Below are 20,731 nucleotides of genomic sequence, written 5' to 3'. Positions count from 1 at the left end.
GTGCCGACTCAGTAGTCGATGCGGTCGGCCTTGGCCAGCCACGCCTCGAACGGCTCGGTGCGGTTCGGCAGGTCGAGGTGCTCGATGGTGGTCGGCCAGTTGCCCTCCGGACGCACCTCGAACAGCTCGTAGAAGACGCGGTCGTCGAAGCCGGCGGTGGCGGCGTCGTGGCGGTCCGCTGAGTAGATGATGCGGTCCACGCGCGCCCACAGCGCCGAGGACAGGCACATCGGGCAGGGCTCGCACGAGGTGACGAGCACGCAGCCCTCGAGGGAGAAGACGCCGAGCTCCTTGCAGGCGTTGCGCATGGCGGTCACCTCACCGTGGGCGGTGGGGTCCAGGGTCGAGGTGACCTTGTTGTGGCCGACCGCGACAATGTCGTTGCCCTTGGCGATCAGGGCGCCGAACGGACCGCCGCCGTTCGCCACGCTGGTGGTGGCCAGGCGGATCGCCTCTTCCATCCAGGCGCGCTCCAGCGCCTGGACGTCGATCTCCTGCGTAGAGGTCATGGTCACTCCTTGTTCGACGGTGGGGACATCCCGGCTGCCGGATCTCGTACCGGCGCCGCCGCCCAGCTGGCGGTCGGGAGGACGTCCGCGACACCCAACCCTTGCGTTTGTGCAACTTGTGTGAAGCAGTACACATCCAAATGAGGGGAATCAGCTACGGAAGAAGACATGAACCCGTGTAGGGGGTGGGACCCCCTTTTCGTAGGGACTCACAAAGCGCCCGCAATTCCCGGTTGCTGACCATGGGCTATCAGCGCAGAACGGTCTTTGTACGCATGACGAATTCAGCGATATATCCGTCGTGTGGGAGGCCGGGGGCCATCCACGGCGTCGGATGGTCGCCGACGTAGACATTGGCGATGCTCGGTTCGGCAACCAGCTCGTCGACCAGGGCGGAATCGCTCGTCACGGCCGTGAGGACCAGGCTGTCGCGCAGGGGCGCGATCCCGGCCGAGGGCTCCCACGGGGCGATCCAGGCGCACGGGAAGCCCAATTCCCGGCCGAGCTGGTCGGCGAACGGGCTGTCGAGCTGATGGATTGCCGGGCGCAGGACGGCGCTGCCGTCCCCGAGGTCGTCGACGATGCCGTCACCGCCGAGCCACGCCTTGGTGCCCGCGGCCAGTTTCCGCAGGTGCTCGTCCCAGCGCCGGGCGGGCTCGAGCGGCATGACGGGCAGCACGGCACGCTCGTCGGTCGGGGGCAGGCTGGGCAGTGCGCCCAGGCGTTCGGCCAGCGCCGCCGCGACGGGCGCGGGATCGCCCTCGACCAGAATGCCGGTGGCATTGACACAGCCGACTCCCGCGCCGCCGCCGATCGATTCCACGAGCGTGTCGAGGACCGGTTCCCAGTCGGCGTCCGCGGTGAGCAGGATCTTGGAGCGCCCGGGTCCCTGCGGCAGGATGCGCGGATCGCCCGCGTACTTGCGCACGACATCGGCACCGCCGTAGACCATGCCGAGGTCGGCGTGCCGGAGGATGTCGTCGGCCGCGCGATGATCGGTGGGCAGCAGCATGATTCGATCCGCGCCGAACCCGGCCGCGCGCAGGGCGGTGACCAGGCGATGCGGCGTGAAGGGTTCGCGGCGGGAGGGACGCACCGCGACCCGGTAGCCGAGCGCGAGCGCCTCGAGCCAACCCTGGTGCACCGCGGGATGATTGCCCGCGGCGTGCACGGCGAACACCGCACCGCGCCGGGTCCACACCGCCCGGCCGGAGCGAGTGAGCGGATCGCGCCAGGAGGTGACAGCCCCGGCGGGACGGGCGTTTTCCACGCTGCGCCGAATGTGTTCGGCGGCCCGCGCGATATCGGCGGTGGCCGTGCGCACCAGAGAGATTGGGAGTCCCGTGGTGGTGCTGACGGTGTGCTGATATTCCTCCGGCGTCAGTCCCGCCACCGTCTCGGTCGCGAAGGCGCGACCCGCTTCGGCGAGGGCCTCGATCCGGGGCTCGAAGGGCAGGTCCGCCGCCGCGCGCAGCGCCTTCATCGCACGGGTCACATAGAGCGACGGCGCGAGACTCAGTGTCGCGACCGGATTTCCGGTCACGTCGCGGATGGTCTCCACTCGACGGGACCGATAGGTGCCGCCGGGGCCGAGCGTATCGAGGGCGAGCATCAGTACACGCCCTCGATCACCGTCGCGCCGCTGAAGGATTCGACGGGCGCGATGTCGGCGACGGAATCACCGAGACCGCCCTCGGGCGGCGCGATGCGGGTGGCGTAGTCGCGCTCGATATTGTTGACCAGCAGGGCCGTTCGGCTCAGATGATCGACGACGACTTGGCCGCGCTCACCGTAGGGGACGACCGTGCCGGTCTCGGGGTCGATCACCCGGAAGGTGGTGTACGGCGCGAACGAGTCGAAGACGCACGGCTCGTCGGGACCGAGGCCGGGGCGTTCCACGGAGGTGCCCAGCATCATGGTGCTGCCGTAGCCGCCGACCAGCTTGACGCCCGGGAACACCTCGTCGCGCAATAGATCTCGGGTGTCGGGGTCCAAACTCGTTCCGCCCCAGATGATCGTGCCGATCTTGCGGTTCACCAGCTCGACGAGGTCGTCGCGTTCCGCGAGGCGTTCCAGCATGGGCGGGGTCGCGAAGAGCAGGCCCACGTCCTGAGTGGCCAGGATGAATCCGATCTGCTCGATCAGATGGTCGGTGTACGCGGCGACCATGTCCATTCGCCCCTCGGCGATGAGCTTCTTGACCCAGCGCGGGTCCAGATCGATGGCGTAGTTCAGGCCACCGCGCAGCGCGGCGGTGTCGACCGCCATGGCTCCGACATTGTGCGGCCCGGTGGGAACGGCGCTGAGCCAGTCGATGTTTCGGGGCACGCCGTGCGCGTCCAGCCGTTCGCTGAACCACTCGACACCCCGGCGCTGCCACTCGGCGGTGAACATCACCCGCTTGGGTGCCCCTGTGGTGCCGCCGCTTTCGTAGATGCTGGCGCGGTGCTCGTCGCCGAAGCCGCGCGGAATCAGGTCGCGGACGGCGACATCGCGCAGCTCGTCCACCAGATTCGGGAACCTCGAGAGATCGTCGAAATCCCGGATGTCGGTGAGCGGATCGAAGTCGAATGCCTTGGCTCGCTCCAGCCAGAACGGCGATCCGGTCTCGGGGCCGAAATGCCAGCGCATCATCTCCCGAACGAATTCGCCATTGCTTTGCCGTGTCATGGAAAGTCCCTCCGATGCGCGATTTATCGCGTTGCAGCACAACATCTTTCGCAACGGACATGCGTTCGTATAAGTCTACGAAATCCCGCCTGTGACCCCGCGCACAGTTCGTGGCTTCCTGGCCTGGCCGCCGCGACTCGCCCGCCTGTGTACTTCATTACGAAGTTTGCAATCTTTAGGCAATTACCTTGCCGGACAAGGATTTTTCGTGGCTGTTCAGCGCAAACACACCATGTATCACTCGAGTGTCATCGATGCCGATCCGGCAGCCGTCTGGGCCGTGGTCCGCGACGCCTTGCAGCTGGTGTCGATCGTCTCGGGCCCCGCGGCCAAGGATGTGCACTGGGTGGGAGACGCCGGGCCGGAACGGGTTCCGGCACTCTACAACTTCACGCTGGTGTTCAGCGACGGCCTGGTGCAGCAGGAGATCGCGGGTCGTGACGAGCTGCAGCGCTCGCAGACCTACCGCTCCATCGAGCCGACCATGGGTGTGGAGCGCTATGTCGCCACCATTCGCGTCCGGGAGATCACCAATGATCCCACTCGCTGCTTCTTCGACTGGGAGCGCGAGCTGACGATCGAGCCCGACGCCGATCTCGAGGTCGTCGAAACGATCATCGACATGATGGCCAAGCAGGTCGACGCCGTGCGCGACCACTTCGCCCAGCGCTGACGCCCGCCGACCTCGCATCCAAGGAGAATCACCGTGTCAGAGTCGTTGTCGGGCCGACATATCGAAATCGACTGGCCTGAACTGGGAATCACCGTCACCGCGGAACTCGACGGCCGCAATGCGGAGCTGGCCGACGCGCTCTGGGAGGCGTTGCCCTACCGCAGCCTGCAGGGCCACGCGCTGGTGGCGGGTGAGCATCTGTACCACGTCGCGCCGATCCCCGCGCTGCTGCACACACCCGCCGAGACCAAGATTCCGGACCGGCGCGATGCGCCCGACGGCACCGTATTCCTGTCCGCGCTGCAGCATTTGGGCATCAAGTACGGCACGCTGACCGAGCCCATGCCCGCCGCGCCGGTGGGCCGGATCCGGCCCGAGGATTTGCCCGCGCTGCTGGAAGCCGGTCGGGCGGTGTGGGATTCGGTCTACACGACCAAGCGGCCGATCCTGGTCGAGGTCCGCAAGGCCGGAGCCGAAGGCGGCCACCGTATTCCGCATCTGACGGCCGCCGACGCCGACGCGAACCGGCTGATCCACGATGTGCACGCCGAGACCGAGCGCATCTGGCTCACCGAACCGGTCGAGCTGGCCGAGCTGCACCGGGGCGTGATCACCTCGGGGGCCGGCAGTTTCGACACCGTGCTGCCCACCCTGCTGTTCGTCAATGGCGAGACCCGCCCGCTCGGGTACGCCTCCTACGGCGGCCTGGTGCGCGGCGCGGTGCAGGGCATGCCGATGGAGTCCCTGCGCCACATGACCCGTCTGCTGGTCGGCGTCCCGGCCGAGTTCCTGGGCTACTGCGGTCTGGAGCCGCTGTGGGCGTTCACCCAACGCTTCCTGGCCTGCCTCGACCACCTCGACCGCGACGACTTCCTGGCCGTGGTGAGCCAAATCGCGCTCTACGTCAACACTCTGGGCGCGTGGAACCTACACCTGTACCCGTGGGACACCGGCGATCACCTGCGCCAGCAGCGTCCGGCCGAGGTGGGTCAGGGCTCGTGAGCGAACACACGGACGTCCTCGTCATCGGCGGCGGAGTCATCGGGACGTCTGCCGCGTGCGCGTTGGCCGAGGCCGGTGCGGGGACCATCCTGCTCGACCGCGGGGGCCTGGGCTCCGGATCGTCGGGGACCACCGCGGGCGTGGTGCGCACCTTCTTCCCGGGCAATCCGCTCATCGGCGAGCTCGCCGTGCGCAGTCTGGCGACCTACCGCACCTTCGCCGAGCGAACCGGACACGATCTGGGCCTGCGGCAGGTGGGTTTCCTCGTGCTGTTCACCGAGGCGAGCCAGGTCGCCGAGTTCCAGCGCGAGCTCCCCGACCACCTGGCCGCCGGGGTCGAGGTCGAACTGATCACCGCCGCCGAAGCGGCGCAACGCAATCCGCTGCTCGACCCGAGCACCATCGTGGCGGCGGCCTGGTCGCCCCAGGCCTACGCCTGCGATCCGGCCGCGATCGTGCAGGGCTACGCCGCGGCCGCCCGCCGCGCCGGAGCCGCCCTGCGCACGGACACCCCGGTAACCGGCATCGATCCGGACGGACTCGTTCACACGCCCGCGGGCGATATTCGCGCGGAAACCATTGTGTGCGCGGCGGGTCCGTGGGCTCGACCGGTGGCGGCCATGGCCGGTGTCGACGTCCCGGTCACCACCTACCCGGTCGACATGCTGCTCACCGACGCGCCCGCCCCCGCACCGAGCGCCCTCCCGATGACCCTGCACCCCTCCAGCCTGCGCATTCGCAGCTGGGGCGAGCGCATTCTCATCGGCATGGGCCGCCCCGCCCCGGACGAATCCCGGGACGCCTGGGTGCGGCGGGTGGCGGTCCACCTCGGCACCACCTTCCCGGCGCTGGCCGGGCAGCGCATCGAGCACGGGTGGAGCGGCGACCTCGATGTCAGCCCGGACGGCATGGCCTTCATCGGCCGCGACCCCGCCCGACCCTTCGTCTACGCGGCGGGATTCTCCGGCCAGGGCCTGTGTCAGGCGGCCGCGGCCGGAGAACTCGTCCGCGACCTCGTTCTCGGCACGGAAGGAAACACTCATGATCGTCTTGGCGTGCAACGGATTCAGCCGGGTCTCGGAGTTCTTCGCGGCTAACTTCGGCGCGGTCGGCAAGGACAAGCACTACCTGTTGGGCCACGACGCGGGCGCGGCGCTGCTGATCGACGGCGAGGTGGTCGCCGCCGTCGAGGAGGAGCGGCTCAATCGGGACAAGAAGACCACCGACTTCCCGATCCAGTCGATCCGCTGGTGCCTCGAACAGGCGGCGCTGACCTTCGACGACGTGGATCTGCTTGCCATCCCGTGGAATTGGTCCACCGAGGTGGTCAACGAGGTGATCGCCGACATCGCCGCCGCACCCATGGATCCGGCGGCGCAACGCCAGCTGATGGACGGGATTCGCCGACTGGCCATCGAAATCGTCAGCCCGGAGGCCATTCTGGCCGACTTCGCCACCCGCACCGGATACGCCCCGGATCCGGCGAAGGTGGTGTTCGTGCCGCACCACTACGCGCACGCCATGACCGGCTACTACCTCGCCGGTCTGAAGGACAGCGCCTTCCTCGTCAGTGATGGTCGGGCGGAACGGTTTTCGTCGGTTCTCGGCGAGATTCGCGACGGCCGGATCCGCGTCTTCGACGAGTCGACCATCGGCGCGGAGTTCTCGATCGGCATCCTGTTCAGCGCCATCACCCGCTTCCTGGGCTTCGTGCCCAACAACGACGAGTACAAGGTGATGGGATTGTCGGGCTATGCCGAACCCCCGTCGCCGAATCCCTTCGTGGAGGACCTCCTTCAGCTGCACGAGGACGGGCGATACAGCTTCCGCAGGCCGCTCGAGACCGATAATCCACGCGGCCTCGATCCGCTGTTCGAGCAGTATTTCGGGCCGTTCGAGGACTCCCTCGAATACCAGGCCCGGGTCGCCGCCGCGGCACAGGAGATGCTGGGCGTGGTCACCAATCACCAATTGCGTGCGCTGGAAGCCAAATCGGACCTGAACCACCTGCTGTTCGAGGGCGGTGTGGCACTCAACTGCCTCAACAACACTCCGCTGTTCGAGGGTTCGCGCTTCGCGGACATGGAGGTGAGCTTCGGGGCCAGCGACACCGGCATCGTGATCGGCGCGGCCGCGCACGCCTGGCTCAACCACCCGGACAACGCGGGTAGGCCCAAGCCCACTCCGCACGTAACCCCTTATCTCGGACCGGAATACGACGACACGGCCATCGAACAGGCGCTGCGCGAGTTCGGTGATCGCGTGGGCTGGACCCGGCTCGACGACGACGAGATCGTCGACCAGGTGTCGAAACTGCTGACCGAGAAGGTCGTCATCGGCTGGTTCGAGGGGCGGATCGAGCACGGTCCCCGGGCGCTGGGCCACCGCAGCATCCTGGCCAACCCGAAGTTCCCGGACATCAAGGACGTCATCAACACCCGGGTCAAGCACCGCGAACCGTTCCGGCCGTTCGCACCGCTGGTCCTGGAGGCGGACGCGCCGCAGGTCTTCGAGCTGGGCCGCAAAACCCGTTCGCCGTACATGACTTTCGTGTTCCCGGTGCGGCCGGAGTTCCGGGACGTCATCCCCGGCGCGACCCATGTCGACGGCACCTCGCGGGTGCAGACGATCACCGATCGCGAGAACCCGCGATTGGCCGCGCTGCTGCGCCGCTTCACCGCGCTCACCGACGTGCCCTGCCTGATCAACACCTCGTTCAATGTGGCGGGCGAACCGATCGTGTGCACCCCGGCCGACGCGCTGCGCTGCTTCCTCGGCACCGAGATCGACTACGTGGTGCTCGGCAACTACCTCGTCACGAAAGCCGCGGCGGTGCGATGAGTTTCGCGGCGGGCAAGCCCACGCGGCTGCTGCTGGTGCGCCACGGTGCGACGGCGCTGACGCCGGAGCAGCGATTCTCCGGCAGCGGCGGCGACGATCCGGCCCTGTCCACGGACGGGCGGTGGCAGGCCGCGTCGACCGCCCTTCGGCTCGCCGAACTCGGCCCGGTGCACGCGGTGGTTTCCTCGCCGCTGCGCCGGTGCCGGGAGACCGCCGAGGCCGCGGCCCAGCAGCTGGAATTGCGGGTAAGCCTCGAAGTGGAACTGCGCGAGGCGGATTTCGGCGCGTGGGACGGGCTGACGTTCGCCGAAGTGCGCGAACGGTATCCGGACGAGTTGGCGGCCTGGTTGGCCGCGCCGGCGGCGGTGCCGGGCGGTACGGGCGAGTCCCTGGATGCGGTCACGCGCCGCGTCGAGCAGGCCCGGGACAAGCTGCTGGCCCGGTATCCGGGGCAGACGGTAGCGGTGGTCTCCCATGTCGCGCCGCTGCGGACGCTGGTCCGGCTGGCGCTCGGCGCGCCACCGGAATCGCTGTTCCGCATGGAGATATCGGCCGCCTCGGTCTCGGAGGTGGCGTACTTCGACGATGGGAGCGCGACGGTCCGGCTGCTCAACGACACCTCGCACCTGTTCGAAGACCCCCGCATCTGAGGTAGCAGCCCCCGCACACGAACAAGGCCCCGGTTCTCACCGAGAACCGGGGCCTTGCCGTTGTCGCGCTACGCGCTGGTCGCGATCGAATGCACCGGCGCCACATCGTTCTTGGCGTGCCGCTCGGCCTCGAACGTCTTGATCAGGTCCGCCGCCACGCTCACCGCGATGACGATCGGCTCCTTGCCGGTGATCTCCGGCAACCCGATGGGCGTCTTGATCCGCGCGATGGTGGCCGCGTCGAAACCGCCCTCGGTGGCCAGCTTCTTCTGGAATCGCGCCCACTTGGCGGCCGATCCGATCAGCCCGATCGACCCGAGTTCCGGTGTGCGCAAAGCGGTGTCGCACAGCGCCGCGTCCTCGGCGTGATCGTGGGTCATGATCAGCACGTGGGTGCCCGGCGGCAACTCGGCGATCACTTCCTCCGGCAGCATGAGCGGCCGATGCACGTGCACCTGCGCCACCGCGTCGTCGAGAACGGTGAGCCGTTCCGGCGCGAGCTGCTCCGGGCGGGTATCGATCAGGTGCAGGTCGAGCTCCTGGCGGGCCAGGATGCGGGCCAGCTCGTAGCCCACATGCCCGACCCCGAAGATCGCCACTGCGGGCACCACCGGCAGCGGTTCCAGCAGCACGCTCACCGCACCGCCGCAGCACTGCACGCCGTGGCGGTTGGTGACCTTGTCATTGAGGGCGAAGTCCATGATCTCCGTCTCCGGATCGGGCTGGGCGAGCAGTTCGCGCGCCCGGTCGATGGCGACGGCCTCGATATTGCCGCCGCCGATCGAACCCCAGGACTCCGATTGTCCCACAACCAGTTTCGCGCCCGCCTTGCGAGGCGCGTGGCCGCGCACGGTCGCGACGGTCACCAGCACGCCGGGTTCCCGACGGGCTCGCAACCGCTCGACCGCGGCGATCCAGGTCATGTCAGACTCCGCTCAACGCGGTCGCACCGGTGACGGCGTGACCGTTGCTGCCATTGCTGCCATTGCCGTTGACACCATTGCCGTTGTGGCCGTTGCCGTTCACGGCGTGACCGTTCGCGGCGTGGCCGTTGGTCGCGTACGCGGCCACCGACGGGGCGCCCTGGCGCGCGGCCTGGATCGCCCAGTACACCGACTCCGGCGTGGCGGGCGAGGCCAGATCCACGCTGGTGCCCTCGCCACCGAACGCCGCGGCGGCCTGCCGCAATGCCTCGCGCACCGAGAAGGCCAGCATGAGCGGCGGCTCGCCGACTGCTTTGGAGCCGTAGACCGCGCCCTCCTCGGTGGCGTCCTCGAGTAGCGTCACATTGAACTCCTCGGGCATCTCCGAGAAGGACGGCAGCTTGTAGGTGCTGGCCGCCTGGGTCAGGAACCGACCGCGGTTGGGGCCGTCGCTGGTGTCCCAGCGCAAGTCCTCGAGCGTCAGCCAGCCCGCGCCCTGCACGAAGCCGCCCTCGACCTGACCGATGTCGATCAGCGGCGAAAGGCTGTCGCCAACATCGTGCACGATGTCCACGCGGCGGATCTTGTAGGCGCCGGTGAAGCCGTCCACCTCGACCTCGGTCGCGGCGGCGCCGTAGGCGAAGTACTTGAACGGCGAGCCCTGGAAGATCTTCGCGTCCCAGTGCAGGCCCTCGGTGCGGTAGTAGCCCGACGCCGACAGCTGCACGCGCTGGAAGTACGCGGTGTGCACCAGCGTGTCCCAGTCGAGGGTCTTGTCGCTGCCCAGCAGCGTCGCGACACCGTCGATGATGCGGATATCGGAAGCGTTGCCGCCCAACTGGGTCGCCGCGACCTGGACCAGGCGCGCCCGCAACTGCTCACAGGCGTTCTTGATCGCGCCGCCATTGAGGTCCGCGCCCGAGGAGGCCGCGGTGGCGGAGGTGTTGGGCACCTTGTCGGTTCGCGTCGGAGCCAGCCGCACCTTGTGCAGCGGGATGCCCAGCGTGGTCGCGGCGACCTGCATCATCTTGGTGTGCAGGCCCTGGCCCATCTCGGTGCCGCCGTGGTTGATCAGGACCGAACCGTCCTTGTAGATCAGCACCAGCGAACCGCCCTGGTTGAAGGCGGTCAGGTTGAACGAGATACCGAACTTGATGTTGGTGATCGCCAAGGCGCGCTTGGTGTTCGGGTGCGCGGCATTGAAGGCCGCGATCTCGCGCTGCCGCTGCGCCCAGTCCGCGTTCTCCTGGGTCTGATGCCAGATCTTGCCGATGCGATCGGTCTGCCCGACCGGCTGACCGTACGGGGTGGTCTGGTTGGGCGCGTAGAAGTTGCGCTCGCGCAGCTCCGCCGGATCCAGGCCGAGGAGCGGGGCGCAGCGGCCCATGATGTCCTCGATCACGATCATGCCCTGCGGACCGCCGAAACCGCGGAAGGCGGTGTTGGAGACCGTGTTGGTCTTGGCGATCCGACCCGCGACGTGCGCGTTCGGGATCCAGTAGGTGTTGTCGATGTGGCACAGCGCGCGGGCCAGCACCGGCTCCGAGAGGTCCAGGCTCCAGCCGCCGTCGGCGGTCAGCGTCGCGTCCAGGGCCTGAATGCGGCCCTCGGCGTCGAAGCCGATCTTCCACGAGGCGTGGAAGCCGTGCCGCTTACCGGACATGGTGAGGTCCTGGGTCCGGTTGAGCCGCAGGCGAACCGGGCGACCGGTGAGCTTGGCGCCGAGCGCGGCGATGGCCGCGAACCCGTGCGGCTGCATCTCCTTGCCGCCGAAGCCGCCGCCCATGCGCAGGCACTGCACGGTCACCTCGTGGCTGTGCAGACCGAGCACGTGCGCCACGATTTCCTGGGTCTCGGACGGGTGCTGGGTGCTGGACTGGATGAAAACCTGTCCGGCCTCGTCGATCTGGGCCAGCGCGCAGTGAGTCTCGAGGTAGAAGTGCTCCTGGCCCTTGAACTCGAACTCACCCTCGAACACATGCACCGAGTTGGCGAAACCCTCATCGATATCGCCGCGGATCATGGTCGGGCGCGCGCCGTGGAAGCTCTCGACCTCGATCGCCTCGCGCACGGTGACGAGCGACGGCAGCTCCTCGAGGTCCACCTCGACGGCCGCCGCACCCAGCCGCGCCGCCTCGAGGGTGTCGCCCAGCACCCACGCGACCGCGTGGCCGTTGAACATGACCTCTTCGGGGAACAGCGGCTCGTCGTGCTTCATGCCCGCGTCGTTGACGCCGGGCACGTCGGCGATGGTGAGCACGCGCACCACACCGGGCACCGCGTAGGCGGCCTCGGTGTTCAGCGCGCGAATCCTGCCGTGCGCCTTGAAGACCTGCACCGGGTAGGCGTGCAGGCAGTCCTTGGTGCGGTACACCAGATCGTCGGTGTAGAGCGCGGTGCCGGTGACGTGCAGCGACGCGCTCTCGTGCGGCATCGGTACGCCGACTACCGGCTTCTCGGGACGCTCGGAAAGATGACTCATGACAGCACCGCCTCGGTGGTCTGCGCGTACAGCTTCTTCAGGCTCTGCCCGAGCATCGCGGCGCGGTACTCGGAGCTGGCGCGGTGATCGTTCATCGGCGTGCCCTCGCCCTGCAGGATGGCGGCGGCGGCCTCGACGGTCTCGGTGTTCCAGGGCCGACCGATCAGCGCGGCCTCGGTGTCGCGGGCGCGGATCGGGGTGGCGGCCACACCGCCCAGGCCGATGCGGGCCCGGGTCACGACGCCGTCCTCGATGTCGAGCGCGAAAGCGACGGCGACACTGGAGATGTCGTCGAAGCGCCGCTTGGCGATCTTGTGGAACGCGGTCACCTCGGCCAGCGGCAGCGGGATGCGCACGGCGCGGATGAGCTCGTCGGCGCGACGCACGCTCTGCCGGTAGCCGGTGAAGTAGTCGGCCAGCTCGACCTCGCGCTCACCGTCGGCGGAGGCGAGCACCACCGACGCACCCAGCGCGAGCAGCGCCGGCGGCGAGTCACCGATCGGGGAACCGGTACCCAGGTTGCCGCCGAAGGTGGCGTTGTTGCGAATGAGCCGGGAGGCGAACTGCGGGAACAGCTGCGCCAGCAGCGGCACGCTGCCGTCCAGGCGACGCTCGATCTCGGTGAGCGGCACGGCCGCGCCGATCTCGATGTGATCGGAAGCGATGGTCAGGCCACGCAGTTCGGGCAGGCGATCGATCGCGATGGCGTAGTCCGCACGGCGCGAACGAATGTTGACCTCGACGCCCCAGTCGGTGGAACCGGCGACCAGCACCGCGTCCGGGCGCTCGCGCAGCAACTGCACGGCCTCGGCGAGGGTCTCGGGACGACGGAAGGTGCGGCCGTCCTGGCTGTACTCGGTGGCGACCGGCGCGGGCGCGTCCTGATCGCGGCGCTGCGCGAACGGGTCGTCGGCCTCGGGCGCGCCGAGCGCGAAGGCGGCGTCGCGAATCGGGCGGTAACCGGTGCAGCGGCACAGGTTTCCGCTCAGCGAGTGCAGATCGAAGCCATTGGGGCCGTGCTCGTGATCGCCCTCGTGGGCGTGCTCGGCACCGTTGGTCGCCGCACCGTTGGTCTCAGCGGCGGCGGCACCGCCGCAGCGGCCGGGACGGTAGTACTCCGAGGCCATGCTGCAGATGAATCCCGGTGTGCAGTAACCACACTGGGAACCGCCGCGCACCGCCATCTCCTGCTGCACGGGGTGCAGTTCGGTGGGGGTGCCGGAGCCGTCGAGGGTCGCGAGGCCCTCGGCGGTGACGATCTCCTGACCGTCGAGGGAGGCGACCGGAACCAGGCAGGCGTTGACGGCGACCCAGTCGGTCTTCGCCTCCACACCCGGGCGGGCGACCATGATCGAACAGGCGCCGCATTCGCCCTCGGCACAGCCTTCCTTGCTCCCGGTGAAACCGCGATCACGCAGGAAATCCAGGACGGTCGTGTGCGGGGCCGCCGGGGAAATCGGGGTGACTTTCCCGTTGACCGTGATCCGCGCTTCTACCATGGCACATCCTCATTTCGGTGCGCGGTCGATCTGATAATCCTAGTCGCCATTTCAGGAGCTTTCTATTTCGGTGACGCAGCCCGAGAACCCGGAGCGCGAATCAGCACGCAGGAGACATGCCGCAGGCGGTGACAGAGAGCGATGACGCCGGGGCCGCTAGCGGGCGCGCCGGGAATTGGCTGCTCAGAAGCCGTGCGCTACACGACCCGGGACCCAGGCGGTCCGGTGAGCCAGGTGACGCAGGTCGGGGGTGGCGGCCATGACCGTGATCGACATTCCGACTCGCCTCCTTCCAAGCAGCTCACATGTGTCGGTACGCCCGAAAGTACGTGGCGTGCGGCACATCGGTCAAGCTGATCCGGGGTGCTCCGCAAGAGTTTGCAGGAACCTATGATCGGTGCTTCGGCGACCTTCGAACGAATCGGTTTATCGCACAAATAAACATGCTTTTGTCAGAAGCTACGAAGAATCGATCCGGAAACGCTCGCGCGTTTGTGTGTTCCGCCTACGGATGCGGGTATCCGACCATCATGTTCGCCATCATCGCCGCGATCCTCTTCGCGATCGCGCTCCTGCTCGAGCTCGCCGACCGGACCACCGGTGTGGGAGTGAGTGTTTTCGTCATCGCCGGACTGCTGGGCTTGGCCCTGCACATGGCCGGGTTCAGCGCGCGGGTCTCGACGCCGCGTCAATGGGGCTCACGCAGCCGCTGGGGCCGCCGTCGGGTCTGATTGCCCAGCCGCGGGTTTCGAATACGACGATGCCCTCGACCGCATCCGGTCGAGGGCATCGGGCCGTGCCGCTACCGCTCAGTTGCCCTGGGCGGCAGCGGAAATCGGCTGCCATTTGCGCCAGGTCTCCAGGCGCGACTCGTAGTCGGCGGTGGCGATGGCCAGGGGGGCCTCGCCGAGGAAGATGCGCAGCGGGGGCTCGTCGGCGTCGACGACGGCGAAGATGGCCGGGGCGGTGGCCGTCGGGTCACCGCGCTTGACGCTGTTGCGCTGGGCGGCGCGGGCCGCCCGGGCGGCGTCGTAGGCCGGATTCGGGGTGGCGTGGAAGGCCGAGGGGCCCGCCCAGTCGGTATCGAAGCCGCCGGGCTCGACGAGGGTGACGTGGATGCCGAAGGGGGCGACCTCCTGGGCGAGGGACTGGGAGAAGCCCTCGAGGGCCCACTTCGAGGCGTGGTAGGCGCCGAGGTTCAGGAAGGCGGAGATGCCGCCGATGCTGGAGACCTGGATGATGTGGCCGCTGCCCTGACCGCGCAGGATGGGCAGGGCGGCCTGGGTGACCCACAGCGCGCCGAAGACATTGGTCTCCAACTGGTTTCGGAATTCCTGCTCGGTCAGTTCCTCGATCATGCCGAACTGGCCGTAGCCCGCGTTGTTGACGACGACGTCGAGGCGGCCGAAGTGCTCGGCGGCCTGCGCGACGGCGGCGAAGTCGGCCTCGCGGTCGGTGACGTCGAGGCGGATCGGGAGGAAGGTGTCCGGGTACTTGGCGACGATTTCGTCCAGGGTGCTCAGATCGCGCGCGGTGCCCGCCACGCGGTCGCCGCGCTCGAGTGCGGCGAGCGTCCATTCCCGCCCGAAACCCCGTGAAACGCCGGTAATGAACCACACTTTGCTCATGTTCTCCAACCCTAGCGAGTTGGAGTGCGCTCCAAGCAAGAGCGCGATCCACCCTCATCGGATGGACATTTTCCGCCACGACTGGATATTGCGAGCCAGGTCACACGCGTGACATAGTGTTACAGCAAATATTGAGACTGGTTAGTCTCACAAATTCAGGGCGAGGAAGTAGGTCGATGAGGACCAGGCGCTTGACCGGCCGGATCGTGCGGCTCGGACTCCTATCCATCAGCACCGTGACGATCGCGGCACTCACCGCGAGCCCCGCGCAGGCCGATCCGGCGGATCCGGTGCTGCCGCCGATCCAGCCCGCGCGGATCCTGCCGCTGCCGCCGGAACTCGATCCGGGCTTCTACAACCCGCCCGCGGAAGTGGTGGCGGCCGCCGCGCCCGGCGAGATCATCGCGGCCCGGCAGGTGAATATCGCCAACTTCGGGCTGATTCCGCTGAACGTGGACGCCTGGCAGGTCTCCTACCGCTCGAACAACAGTCGCGACGAGGCGATCGCGGCGGTGGCCACACTGCTCAAACCGCGCGGCGTCGCCCCCACCCCGCGCAAACTGCTGTCGGTGCAGATCGCCGAGGATTCCACCGCGGGTTATTGCAGTCCTTCCTATGCGCTGCAACAGTTCTCGGTCGCGCCGTTCGTCGGCCAGATCGTCGCGCCCGCCGAATTCCTCTTCGCGCAGGCCGCCCTGCAGAAGGGCGACGCGGTGGTGATTCCCGATCACCAGGGCCCGAATTCGGCGTACGCGGCGGGCCCGCTGGCCGGGCGGATCACCCTCGACGGCATTCGCGCCGCCACCTCCTTCGCCCCGCTCGGCGTCGGCGCGGGCGCACCGGTGGCCATGTACGGCTATTCGGGCGGGTCCATGCCCACCATGCATGCCGCCGAATTGCGCAAAACCTATGCGCCGGAACTGAATATCGTGGGCGCGGCCTCCGGCGGCACCGGCGCGGATCTGGGCGCGGCGCTGCTCATGGCCAATAATCAGGCCACCTCCGGGCTGGTGCTCGGCGCGGTGCTCGGCCTCGCGCGCGAGTATCCGGACTTCAACGCGCTGCTGGATCGAAAGCTCGACCCGGTGGGCCAGCTGCTGCGCGCCGTGAAGGCCCCGTTCTGCGTGCAGTACCAGTCGGCGCTGCTGCCGTTCCTCAATATCACCGGCATGATCAATTCCCCTGACCCGCTGCGGGAACCGGCGGTGCAGGCCATGTTGGACGACACTCGCCTCGGCAAGAGCCTGCCGGACATGCCGGTGTTCATGTGGCATTCCAAGTGGGACGAGATCCTGCCGCTCGCTTCCGCCGATCAGCTCGTCGACACCTATTGCCAGGACCCGAAGGCCCAGGTGACCTACACCCGGGACTGGGCCAGCGAGCACATCGTCGCCGAGGTGGTCGGCGGTCCCGCCGCCCTGCTGTGGCTCTTCGACCGCCTCGATGGTGTTCCCGCGCAAGCGGGTTGCTCGACCACCGATTCGCCGTCGATGCTCGGCACCCCGGGCGAACTGCAGACCCTGGGCGACACCCTCGGGGAGACCCTGGCCTCGTTCTTCGGCAAGCCCATCGGGGCTTGACGACCGCGCTCCCGGGTACTCATAGCCATGCCGCGCCGTTGTGACCCAGCCCACTTCGGCGCGGCGCACTCGAGTCATGCTGGGATGACGACTCATTCGCGAAAGTAACGCTCGGATCGCCCGCGACGACGTCTCCGGTGGTAGATGGCCCGACCGTGAAGGGGGCCTGACAATTCACTGTCGGGGTGAAATGGGGATTCGGGCATGGATATTCGCGACTTCATGAAGCGACATCGCATTGCTTCAGCGGTGGCGGCACCCGCGGTGCTGGGTGTGGCCGCGGCGGTGGCGGCGACGTTCGCGCTGACGTCGTCACCGGACTCGAAACAGGCCGATCCGGCCCTGAAGGCGTCGGTCACGGAATGCCATGACATGGTGACCATCTCGGTCGCCGGGCGCAATGACTCGCCGCAGCCGGGCACCACGAAGATGCTGGTCGACGCGAATGGCAACGAGCTGCCCGCCGCGCTGTCGGACGACTACCAGAGCCATTGGGTGGATCCGGTGGTGAACGCGCCCGGCGGTTCGGTCGACTCCAATTCGTACTGGGCCGTGTACGTCTCCTACCCGGCGAACCTGAACAGCTACGAGGACTCGGTCAACCAGGGCGTCGCCAATACCGAGCAGGTCATGCGCGATATCTCCGCGGCCTGCCCGAACACCAAGTTCGCGATTGTCGGCTACAGCGAGGGCTCGGACGTCACGCGCCGGGTCGCCATGGCGATCGGCCATCAGACCGCGGGCGCGGACGGCAAATACGGGATCGTGGATCCGGGCAATGTGGCCGGTGTGGTGATTCTCGCCGACTCGGGCCGCTCGGCCGGGGACGGTCCGTTCATCGGGGCCAAGGATCCCAACCACCCCGACAACTTCGATCAGAGCTACCAGACCGGCAAGGATGTCGCCGGTGGTCAGGGCGCGCTGGTGGATCACCAGGGGGACTTCGGCGCGCTGAACGGCCGGATCGCGTCCTTCTGCTCCGACGGCGATCTCACCTGCGCCGCACCGAAGAACATCTCGCTGCTGCAGCTGGCCATCAATGTCGGCCGTCAGATCAATGTCGACCAGATCCAGAACGACAACACCCTCACCCCGACCACCGGCATCCAGGTGGCCGAGGTGCTGGGCAAGATCGCGGGCGACGCCTTCGCCGATATCGCGCACAACCCGGGCTGGTGGACCAGCAAGGAGACCTTCCTCGACGTGCTGCTCAAGGTCTCGGCGCCGGATTACAAGCCGAATCAGGACAACCCGACCCCGGTCGCGGCGGATTCGATTCAGGCCGAGAACATGTCGCCGCTGGCCTACCTGCCGCAGAAGGTGTTCAACGAGGTCATCGGGCTGATCACCAGCAATCAGAACACGATTCCGGTGCTGCTGAACGACCCGTACAACCTGACCCTCGGACCCAATGGCACCGGCCACCACTTCGACTACTGGCACGACCAGAATCCCGACAATGGCAAGCCGGTGAGCTCCGCCGACTACGCGGCCGCGTGGCTGACCGAACTGGCCAAGGAGGCGCAGGCCGGGAAGCTGGACCCGCACACGCTGACCTCCACGCCCAAGCCGACCACCACCACACCCAACGTGCTGGCCGCCGCGCGGGCGAGCGCATCCGGAACCACCACTCCCCCAACCACTTCCACCACCACGGTGACCGGAACCACGACCACGACCACGACGCCGCCGACCACCACCACGGTGCCGCCGACGACGACCACGGTCACCCCGGATCCGACGACGACCACCGCGCCCGTCACCACCACCACTCCCCCGGTGACCACGACGACGGTGCCGCCCACGACCACCACGCCGCCGACCACCACCACGCCGGTGACCACCACCGCGGGTCACTGACAGCACGAGAAATGCGCTGGCGCGTCACCCTTTTTCAGGGTGCGCGCCAGCGCATTTCTCGTTGGGGGAAGCTCAGCGAATCGTGAACCAGACCAGGCTGCCCAGCCCGGCGACCAGGCAGTAGATGGCGAACGGGGTCAGAGTCTTGGTCTCGAAGTAGGCGGTGAGGAACTTGACCGAGATGTAGGACAGGATGCCCGCCACCACGCTGCCCGCGAAGGCCGGGCCGAGGATGGCGTGATTCTCGTGCTTGAACAGCTCGGGCATCTTGAGCACACCCGCCGCGAGAATGACGGGCGTGGCCAGCAGGAAGGCGAAGCGGGCGGCATCCTCGTGGCGCATGCCCTTGAACAGGCCGGCCACGATGGTGCTGCCCGAACGGCTGATGCCGGGGAAGAGCGCGGCGATCTGGGCCGCGCCGATCAGGGTGGCGTCGCGAATGCTCAGGCGGGACAGGCGCACATCCGAGGCGCGGTCCGGATCGGTCATGGGCAGCACGATGGTGTCCTCCATGGAGAGGTCGCCGGTGCGGCCGGTCGGGCTGGTGAGGCTGTACTCCGGTTCGTGCTCGCGCTTGCGCATGATCTCCGCCGACAGCAGCACGAAACCATTGATGGCCAGGAAGATCGAGGTCGGGACGGGCGTGCCGAGATAGTTGCGGACGGCCTTCTCCAGGAGTAATCCGGCCAGGCCCACCGGGATGGTGGCGATCACCAGCAGCACGCCGAGGCGGGCCTCCGGCGTGCGGATCTGCCTGGTCAGCACGACATCCCACAGACCGCGCAGAATGCGCACCCAATCCCGCCAGAAGAAGATGACCAGGGCCAGCGCCGTGGCGACGTGCATGGCCACCAGCAGCGCCAGGTACGGGGAGTCCTTGGCGGACATGCTCAGATCGTCGGCCCATTTGCCGCCCACCCAGGCGGGCAGCAGGATGCTGTGGCCCAGGCTGGAGACCGGGAAGAGCTCACTCACCCCTTGGAGTGCGCCGACGACGATCGATTCCAGGTAACTGATGGCCATTCGAATTCCTGTCGAGGGGGCGGTGCGGGGGATCCGAACACCCGGCCGGGCCGGGGCTGCTCGCTTCGCGAGGCTACTCGATCGCCCGGGGGTCCGCTCACACCCGGTCGCTCCGGCCGGGCGGCCGGTTGACCAATCCGGTCGGTCGCTATCGCGAAAACTCGACCGTGCGGCGGTGTGGCTTTCAATGCGGCGCACGCATTCGGGCGTCCGGCGAATTCCAGCTGGACGCAATCGATTTGCGCGGTGCGGAGCCGGGCTGCGTGGAATACTTCCGCGTTATGCAGTACAGGGGATTCGACGATCCCGACACCGGCGAGGATCCCGAGTTAGCACAGGCTCGCATCTTCCTGGATGAATTGGAAAGGCATGTAGTCAAACTGACCCGACGATTGCAGACCGCGCCCACCGCGGACGCCCGGCAGAGCATCAATGCCGAACTCTCCACGGTGCGCCGGTATGTGGATCGCATTCACCGCAGATTCCCCGGAATTGCCGTCGCGAATCCATTCCGCGGCGCGCAGCCCGGGGCACCCGCGCTCTAGTTTCCCGCGCGCGAGCGGGTTTTCAGGGGGCGAGCCGGTCGCGCCAGCGCTCGGCGGAGCGCAGCATATCCAGGCCCACTCGCTCGAGATAGTCGCTCATGCCCAGCAGCCGCACCCCGGCGGGCGTGGCCGAACCCAGCGCGTCCGCGCCGTCGCGAGCCATGGCGGCGAGCCGCTCGTTGGCGCGCGCGTTCTCGAGAGTTGCTCTGTACCATGCTGATTCGTCGAGGACATAGCGGTCGCGGCGGGTGCCCGGATCGCGATCCCGGCGGATCAGGGCCCGCTCTTCGAGATGGCCGACCGCCGCCGACACGGTCGCGGGGCTCACCCGCAACCGGGCCACCAATTCCGCGGCCGTCAGGCTGCCCGAATCCGCGGCGTAGAGCCGGGCGAGCACGGCCGCGGCCATTCTGGGCATGCCGGTCAGCGCGAACAATTCCGCGATCCGGGTGCTGAAATCCGACAGCAGTTCCGGGCTGCGACCGTATTCGTCTGCGGCGGAAGGGCTCTCGACCCGTTTGGGCCGTGGCGCGCGCCGCCGCGAGCGCACGGCGGTGGCGGCCTGCGCGACCTCGGCGCGGTAGCGGCCGGGCCCGCCATTGCGGGTCACCTCCCGGCTCACGGTCGAGGTGGGCCGGTTGAGCTGTCGCGCGATATCGGCGTAGCCGAGCCCGTGGGACAGACCCGCGGCAATGAGACGGCGATCCTCCTGGCTGAGTCTTCCTCCGGGCACCTGTGCGGCTCCTTCATCAGAGTGCCGCCGCAGCGGCGAGGCTCCAACCTATTGCAACACACGACCTGCGTGATTGCAGTAGGCTTCGGCCTGGCCGGCTTGCGAATTACCTT

The 20,731-nt window shown here is 68.0% G+C and carries 18 protein-coding genes; 9 read left to right on the top strand and 9 right to left on the bottom strand.

The window, feature by feature from the left end; genetic code table 11:
* Positions 1-8: 8 nt before the first annotated feature.
* From VMT65_RS02145 to VMT65_RS02135, 3 genes are all read right to left on the bottom strand, one after another.
* Positions 9-509 carry a nucleoside deaminase gene (locus tag VMT65_RS02145; protein WP_326306202.1) on the bottom strand — a complete coding sequence of 167 codons (501 nt, stop codon included), beginning with the start codon at positions 507-509 and terminating at the stop codon, positions 9-11.
* 250 nt (positions 510-759) lie between these two features.
* Entirely contained in the window at positions 760-2,121 is a 1,362-nt protein-coding gene (locus VMT65_RS02140; RefSeq protein ID WP_326306201.1) for an aldehyde dehydrogenase family protein, read from the bottom strand.
* Positions 2,121-3,179, bottom strand: a complete 1,059-nt coding sequence (locus VMT65_RS02135; RefSeq protein ID WP_326306200.1) for an AMP-binding protein — start codon at positions 3,177-3,179, stop codon at positions 2,121-2,123. Before VMT65_RS02135 ends, VMT65_RS02140 begins: the two co-directional genes overlap by 1 nt.
* Positions 3,180-3,387: 208 nt before the next feature.
* Between VMT65_RS02135 and VMT65_RS02130 the strand changes: the two genes are divergently transcribed.
* Genes VMT65_RS02130 through VMT65_RS02110 form a run of 5 tightly spaced genes read left to right on the top strand, consistent with a single transcriptional unit; the run spans position 3,388 to position 8,345 of the window.
* Positions 3,388-3,852, top strand: a complete 465-nt coding sequence (locus VMT65_RS02130; protein ID WP_326306199.1) for an SRPBCC family protein — start codon at positions 3,388-3,390, stop codon at positions 3,850-3,852.
* A 33-nt stretch (positions 3,853-3,885) separates the two neighbouring features.
* Positions 3,886-4,854, top strand: coding sequence for a hypothetical protein (locus VMT65_RS02125; RefSeq protein ID WP_326306198.1), 969 nt, complete (start codon positions 3,886-3,888; stop codon positions 4,852-4,854).
* The gene (locus VMT65_RS02120) at positions 4,851-5,951 is read left to right on the top strand and encodes an NAD(P)/FAD-dependent oxidoreductase (protein WP_326306197.1); all 1,101 of its coding nucleotides are present in this window, start codon (positions 4,851-4,853) and stop codon (positions 5,949-5,951) included. The genes VMT65_RS02125 and VMT65_RS02120 overlap by 4 nt, the downstream gene beginning before the upstream one ends.
* Positions 5,896-7,695: a carbamoyltransferase family protein gene (locus VMT65_RS02115; RefSeq protein WP_326306196.1), complete on the top strand. Its 1,800-nt coding sequence runs from the start codon at positions 5,896-5,898 to the stop codon at positions 7,693-7,695. Before VMT65_RS02120 ends, VMT65_RS02115 begins: the two co-directional genes overlap by 56 nt.
* The gene (locus VMT65_RS02110; RefSeq protein WP_326306195.1) at positions 7,692-8,345 is read left to right on the top strand and encodes a histidine phosphatase family protein; all 654 of its coding nucleotides are present in this window, start codon (positions 7,692-7,694) and stop codon (positions 8,343-8,345) included. The genes VMT65_RS02115 and VMT65_RS02110 overlap by 4 nt, the downstream gene beginning before the upstream one ends.
* A 68-nt stretch (positions 8,346-8,413) precedes the next feature.
* Here VMT65_RS02110 and xdhC read toward each other — a convergent pair whose 3' ends face one another.
* From xdhC to VMT65_RS02095, 3 genes are read right to left on the bottom strand one after another with little or no spacing between them, the layout of a single operon-like run.
* Positions 8,414-9,268 (bottom strand): xanthine dehydrogenase accessory protein XdhC, encoded by an 855-nt coding sequence (xdhC, locus tag VMT65_RS02105; protein WP_326306194.1) that lies wholly within the window; start codon positions 9,266-9,268, stop codon positions 8,414-8,416.
* Between the two features lies 1 nt (position 9,269).
* Positions 9,270-11,750 (bottom strand): xanthine dehydrogenase molybdopterin binding subunit, encoded by a 2,481-nt coding sequence (gene xdhB / locus VMT65_RS02100; protein WP_326306193.1) that lies wholly within the window; start codon positions 11,748-11,750, stop codon positions 9,270-9,272.
* On the bottom strand, positions 11,747-13,249 hold the full coding sequence (locus tag VMT65_RS02095) for a xanthine dehydrogenase small subunit (RefSeq protein ID WP_326306192.1): 1,503 nt from the start codon (positions 13,247-13,249) through the stop codon (positions 11,747-11,749). Before VMT65_RS02095 ends, xdhB begins: the two co-directional genes overlap by 4 nt.
* A 530-nt stretch (positions 13,250-13,779) precedes the next feature.
* Between VMT65_RS02095 and VMT65_RS02090 the strand changes: the two genes are divergently transcribed.
* Entirely contained in the window at positions 13,780-13,980 is a 201-nt protein-coding gene (locus tag VMT65_RS02090) for a hypothetical protein (RefSeq protein WP_326306191.1), read from the top strand.
* 78 nt (positions 13,981-14,058) lie between these two features.
* Here VMT65_RS02090 and VMT65_RS02085 read toward each other — a convergent pair whose 3' ends face one another.
* On the bottom strand, positions 14,059-14,877 hold the full coding sequence (locus tag VMT65_RS02085) for an SDR family oxidoreductase (RefSeq protein WP_326306190.1): 819 nt from the start codon (positions 14,875-14,877) through the stop codon (positions 14,059-14,061).
* Positions 14,878-15,053: 176 nt separating this feature from the next.
* Here VMT65_RS02085 and VMT65_RS02080 point away from each other — a divergent pair, with 176 nt between their 5' ends.
* Both VMT65_RS02080 and VMT65_RS02075 read left to right on the top strand, forming a co-directional pair.
* Positions 15,054-16,457 (top strand): lipase family protein, encoded by a 1,404-nt coding sequence (locus VMT65_RS02080; protein ID WP_326306189.1) that lies wholly within the window; start codon positions 15,054-15,056, stop codon positions 16,455-16,457.
* 204 nt (positions 16,458-16,661) lie between these two features.
* Positions 16,662-18,317 carry a cutinase family protein gene (locus tag VMT65_RS02075; RefSeq protein ID WP_326306188.1) on the top strand — a complete coding sequence of 552 codons (1,656 nt, stop codon included), beginning with the start codon at positions 16,662-16,664 and terminating at the stop codon, positions 18,315-18,317.
* A 72-nt stretch (positions 18,318-18,389) separates the two neighbouring features.
* On the opposite strand, the gene VMT65_RS02070 is transcribed toward VMT65_RS02075, so the two are convergent.
* A complete protein-coding gene (locus VMT65_RS02070; protein WP_326307410.1) occupies positions 18,390-19,346 on the bottom strand; it encodes an undecaprenyl-diphosphate phosphatase in 957 nt (318 codons plus the stop codon).
* Positions 19,347-19,621: 275 nt separating this feature from the next.
* On the opposite strand from VMT65_RS02070, the gene VMT65_RS02065 reads away from it, so the two are divergent.
* Positions 19,622-19,885 carry a hypothetical protein gene (locus tag VMT65_RS02065; protein ID WP_326306187.1) on the top strand — a complete coding sequence of 88 codons (264 nt, stop codon included), beginning with the start codon at positions 19,622-19,624 and terminating at the stop codon, positions 19,883-19,885.
* Positions 19,886-19,907: 22 nt separating this feature from the next.
* Here VMT65_RS02065 and VMT65_RS02060 read toward each other — a convergent pair whose 3' ends face one another.
* Positions 19,908-20,618, bottom strand: coding sequence for a GbsR/MarR family transcriptional regulator (locus tag VMT65_RS02060; protein WP_326306186.1), 711 nt, complete (start codon positions 20,616-20,618; stop codon positions 19,908-19,910).
* Positions 20,619-20,731 lie beyond the last annotated feature (113 nt).

This window comes from Nocardia sp. CDC153 (assembly GCF_035818515.1).
Lineage (GTDB): Bacteria > Actinomycetota > Actinomycetes > Mycobacteriales > Mycobacteriaceae > Nocardia.
This window is presented reverse-complemented; position numbering and strand designations above follow the sequence as displayed.

Excerpts from the sequence above, each read along its gene's own strand:
- VMT65_RS02085 (WP_326306190.1), bottom strand. The coding sequence starts at position 14,877 with ATGAGCAAAGTGTGGTTCATTACCGGCGTTTCACGGGGTTTCGGGCGG.
- VMT65_RS02095 (WP_326306192.1), bottom strand. The coding sequence starts at position 13,249 with ATGGTAGAAGCGCGGATCACGGTCAACGGGAAAGTCACCCCGATTTCC.
- VMT65_RS02090 (WP_326306191.1), top strand. The coding sequence starts at position 13,780 with ATGTTCGCCATCATCGCCGCGATCCTCTTCGCGATCGCGCTCCTGCTC.
- VMT65_RS02065 (WP_326306187.1), top strand. The coding sequence starts at position 19,622 with ATGCAGTACAGGGGATTCGACGATCCCGACACCGGCGAGGATCCCGAG.
- VMT65_RS02115 (WP_326306196.1), top strand. The coding sequence starts at position 5,896 with ATGATCGTCTTGGCGTGCAACGGATTCAGCCGGGTCTCGGAGTTCTTC.
- VMT65_RS02075 (WP_326306188.1), top strand. The coding sequence starts at position 16,662 with ATGGATATTCGCGACTTCATGAAGCGACATCGCATTGCTTCAGCGGTG.
- VMT65_RS02110 (WP_326306195.1), top strand. The coding sequence starts at position 7,692 with ATGAGTTTCGCGGCGGGCAAGCCCACGCGGCTGCTGCTGGTGCGCCAC.
- VMT65_RS02140 (WP_326306201.1), bottom strand. The coding sequence starts at position 2,121 with ATGCTCGCCCTCGATACGCTCGGCCCCGGCGGCACCTATCGGTCCCGT.
- VMT65_RS02145 (WP_326306202.1), bottom strand. The coding sequence starts at position 509 with ATGACCTCTACGCAGGAGATCGACGTCCAGGCGCTGGAGCGCGCCTGG.
- VMT65_RS02135 (WP_326306200.1), bottom strand. The coding sequence starts at position 3,179 with ATGACACGGCAAAGCAATGGCGAATTCGTTCGGGAGATGATGCGCTGG.
- xdhC (WP_326306194.1), bottom strand. The coding sequence starts at position 9,268 with ATGACCTGGATCGCCGCGGTCGAGCGGTTGCGAGCCCGTCGGGAACCC.
- VMT65_RS02080 (WP_326306189.1), top strand. The coding sequence starts at position 15,054 with ATGAGGACCAGGCGCTTGACCGGCCGGATCGTGCGGCTCGGACTCCTA.
- xdhB (WP_326306193.1), bottom strand. The coding sequence starts at position 11,750 with ATGAGTCATCTTTCCGAGCGTCCCGAGAAGCCGGTAGTCGGCGTACCG.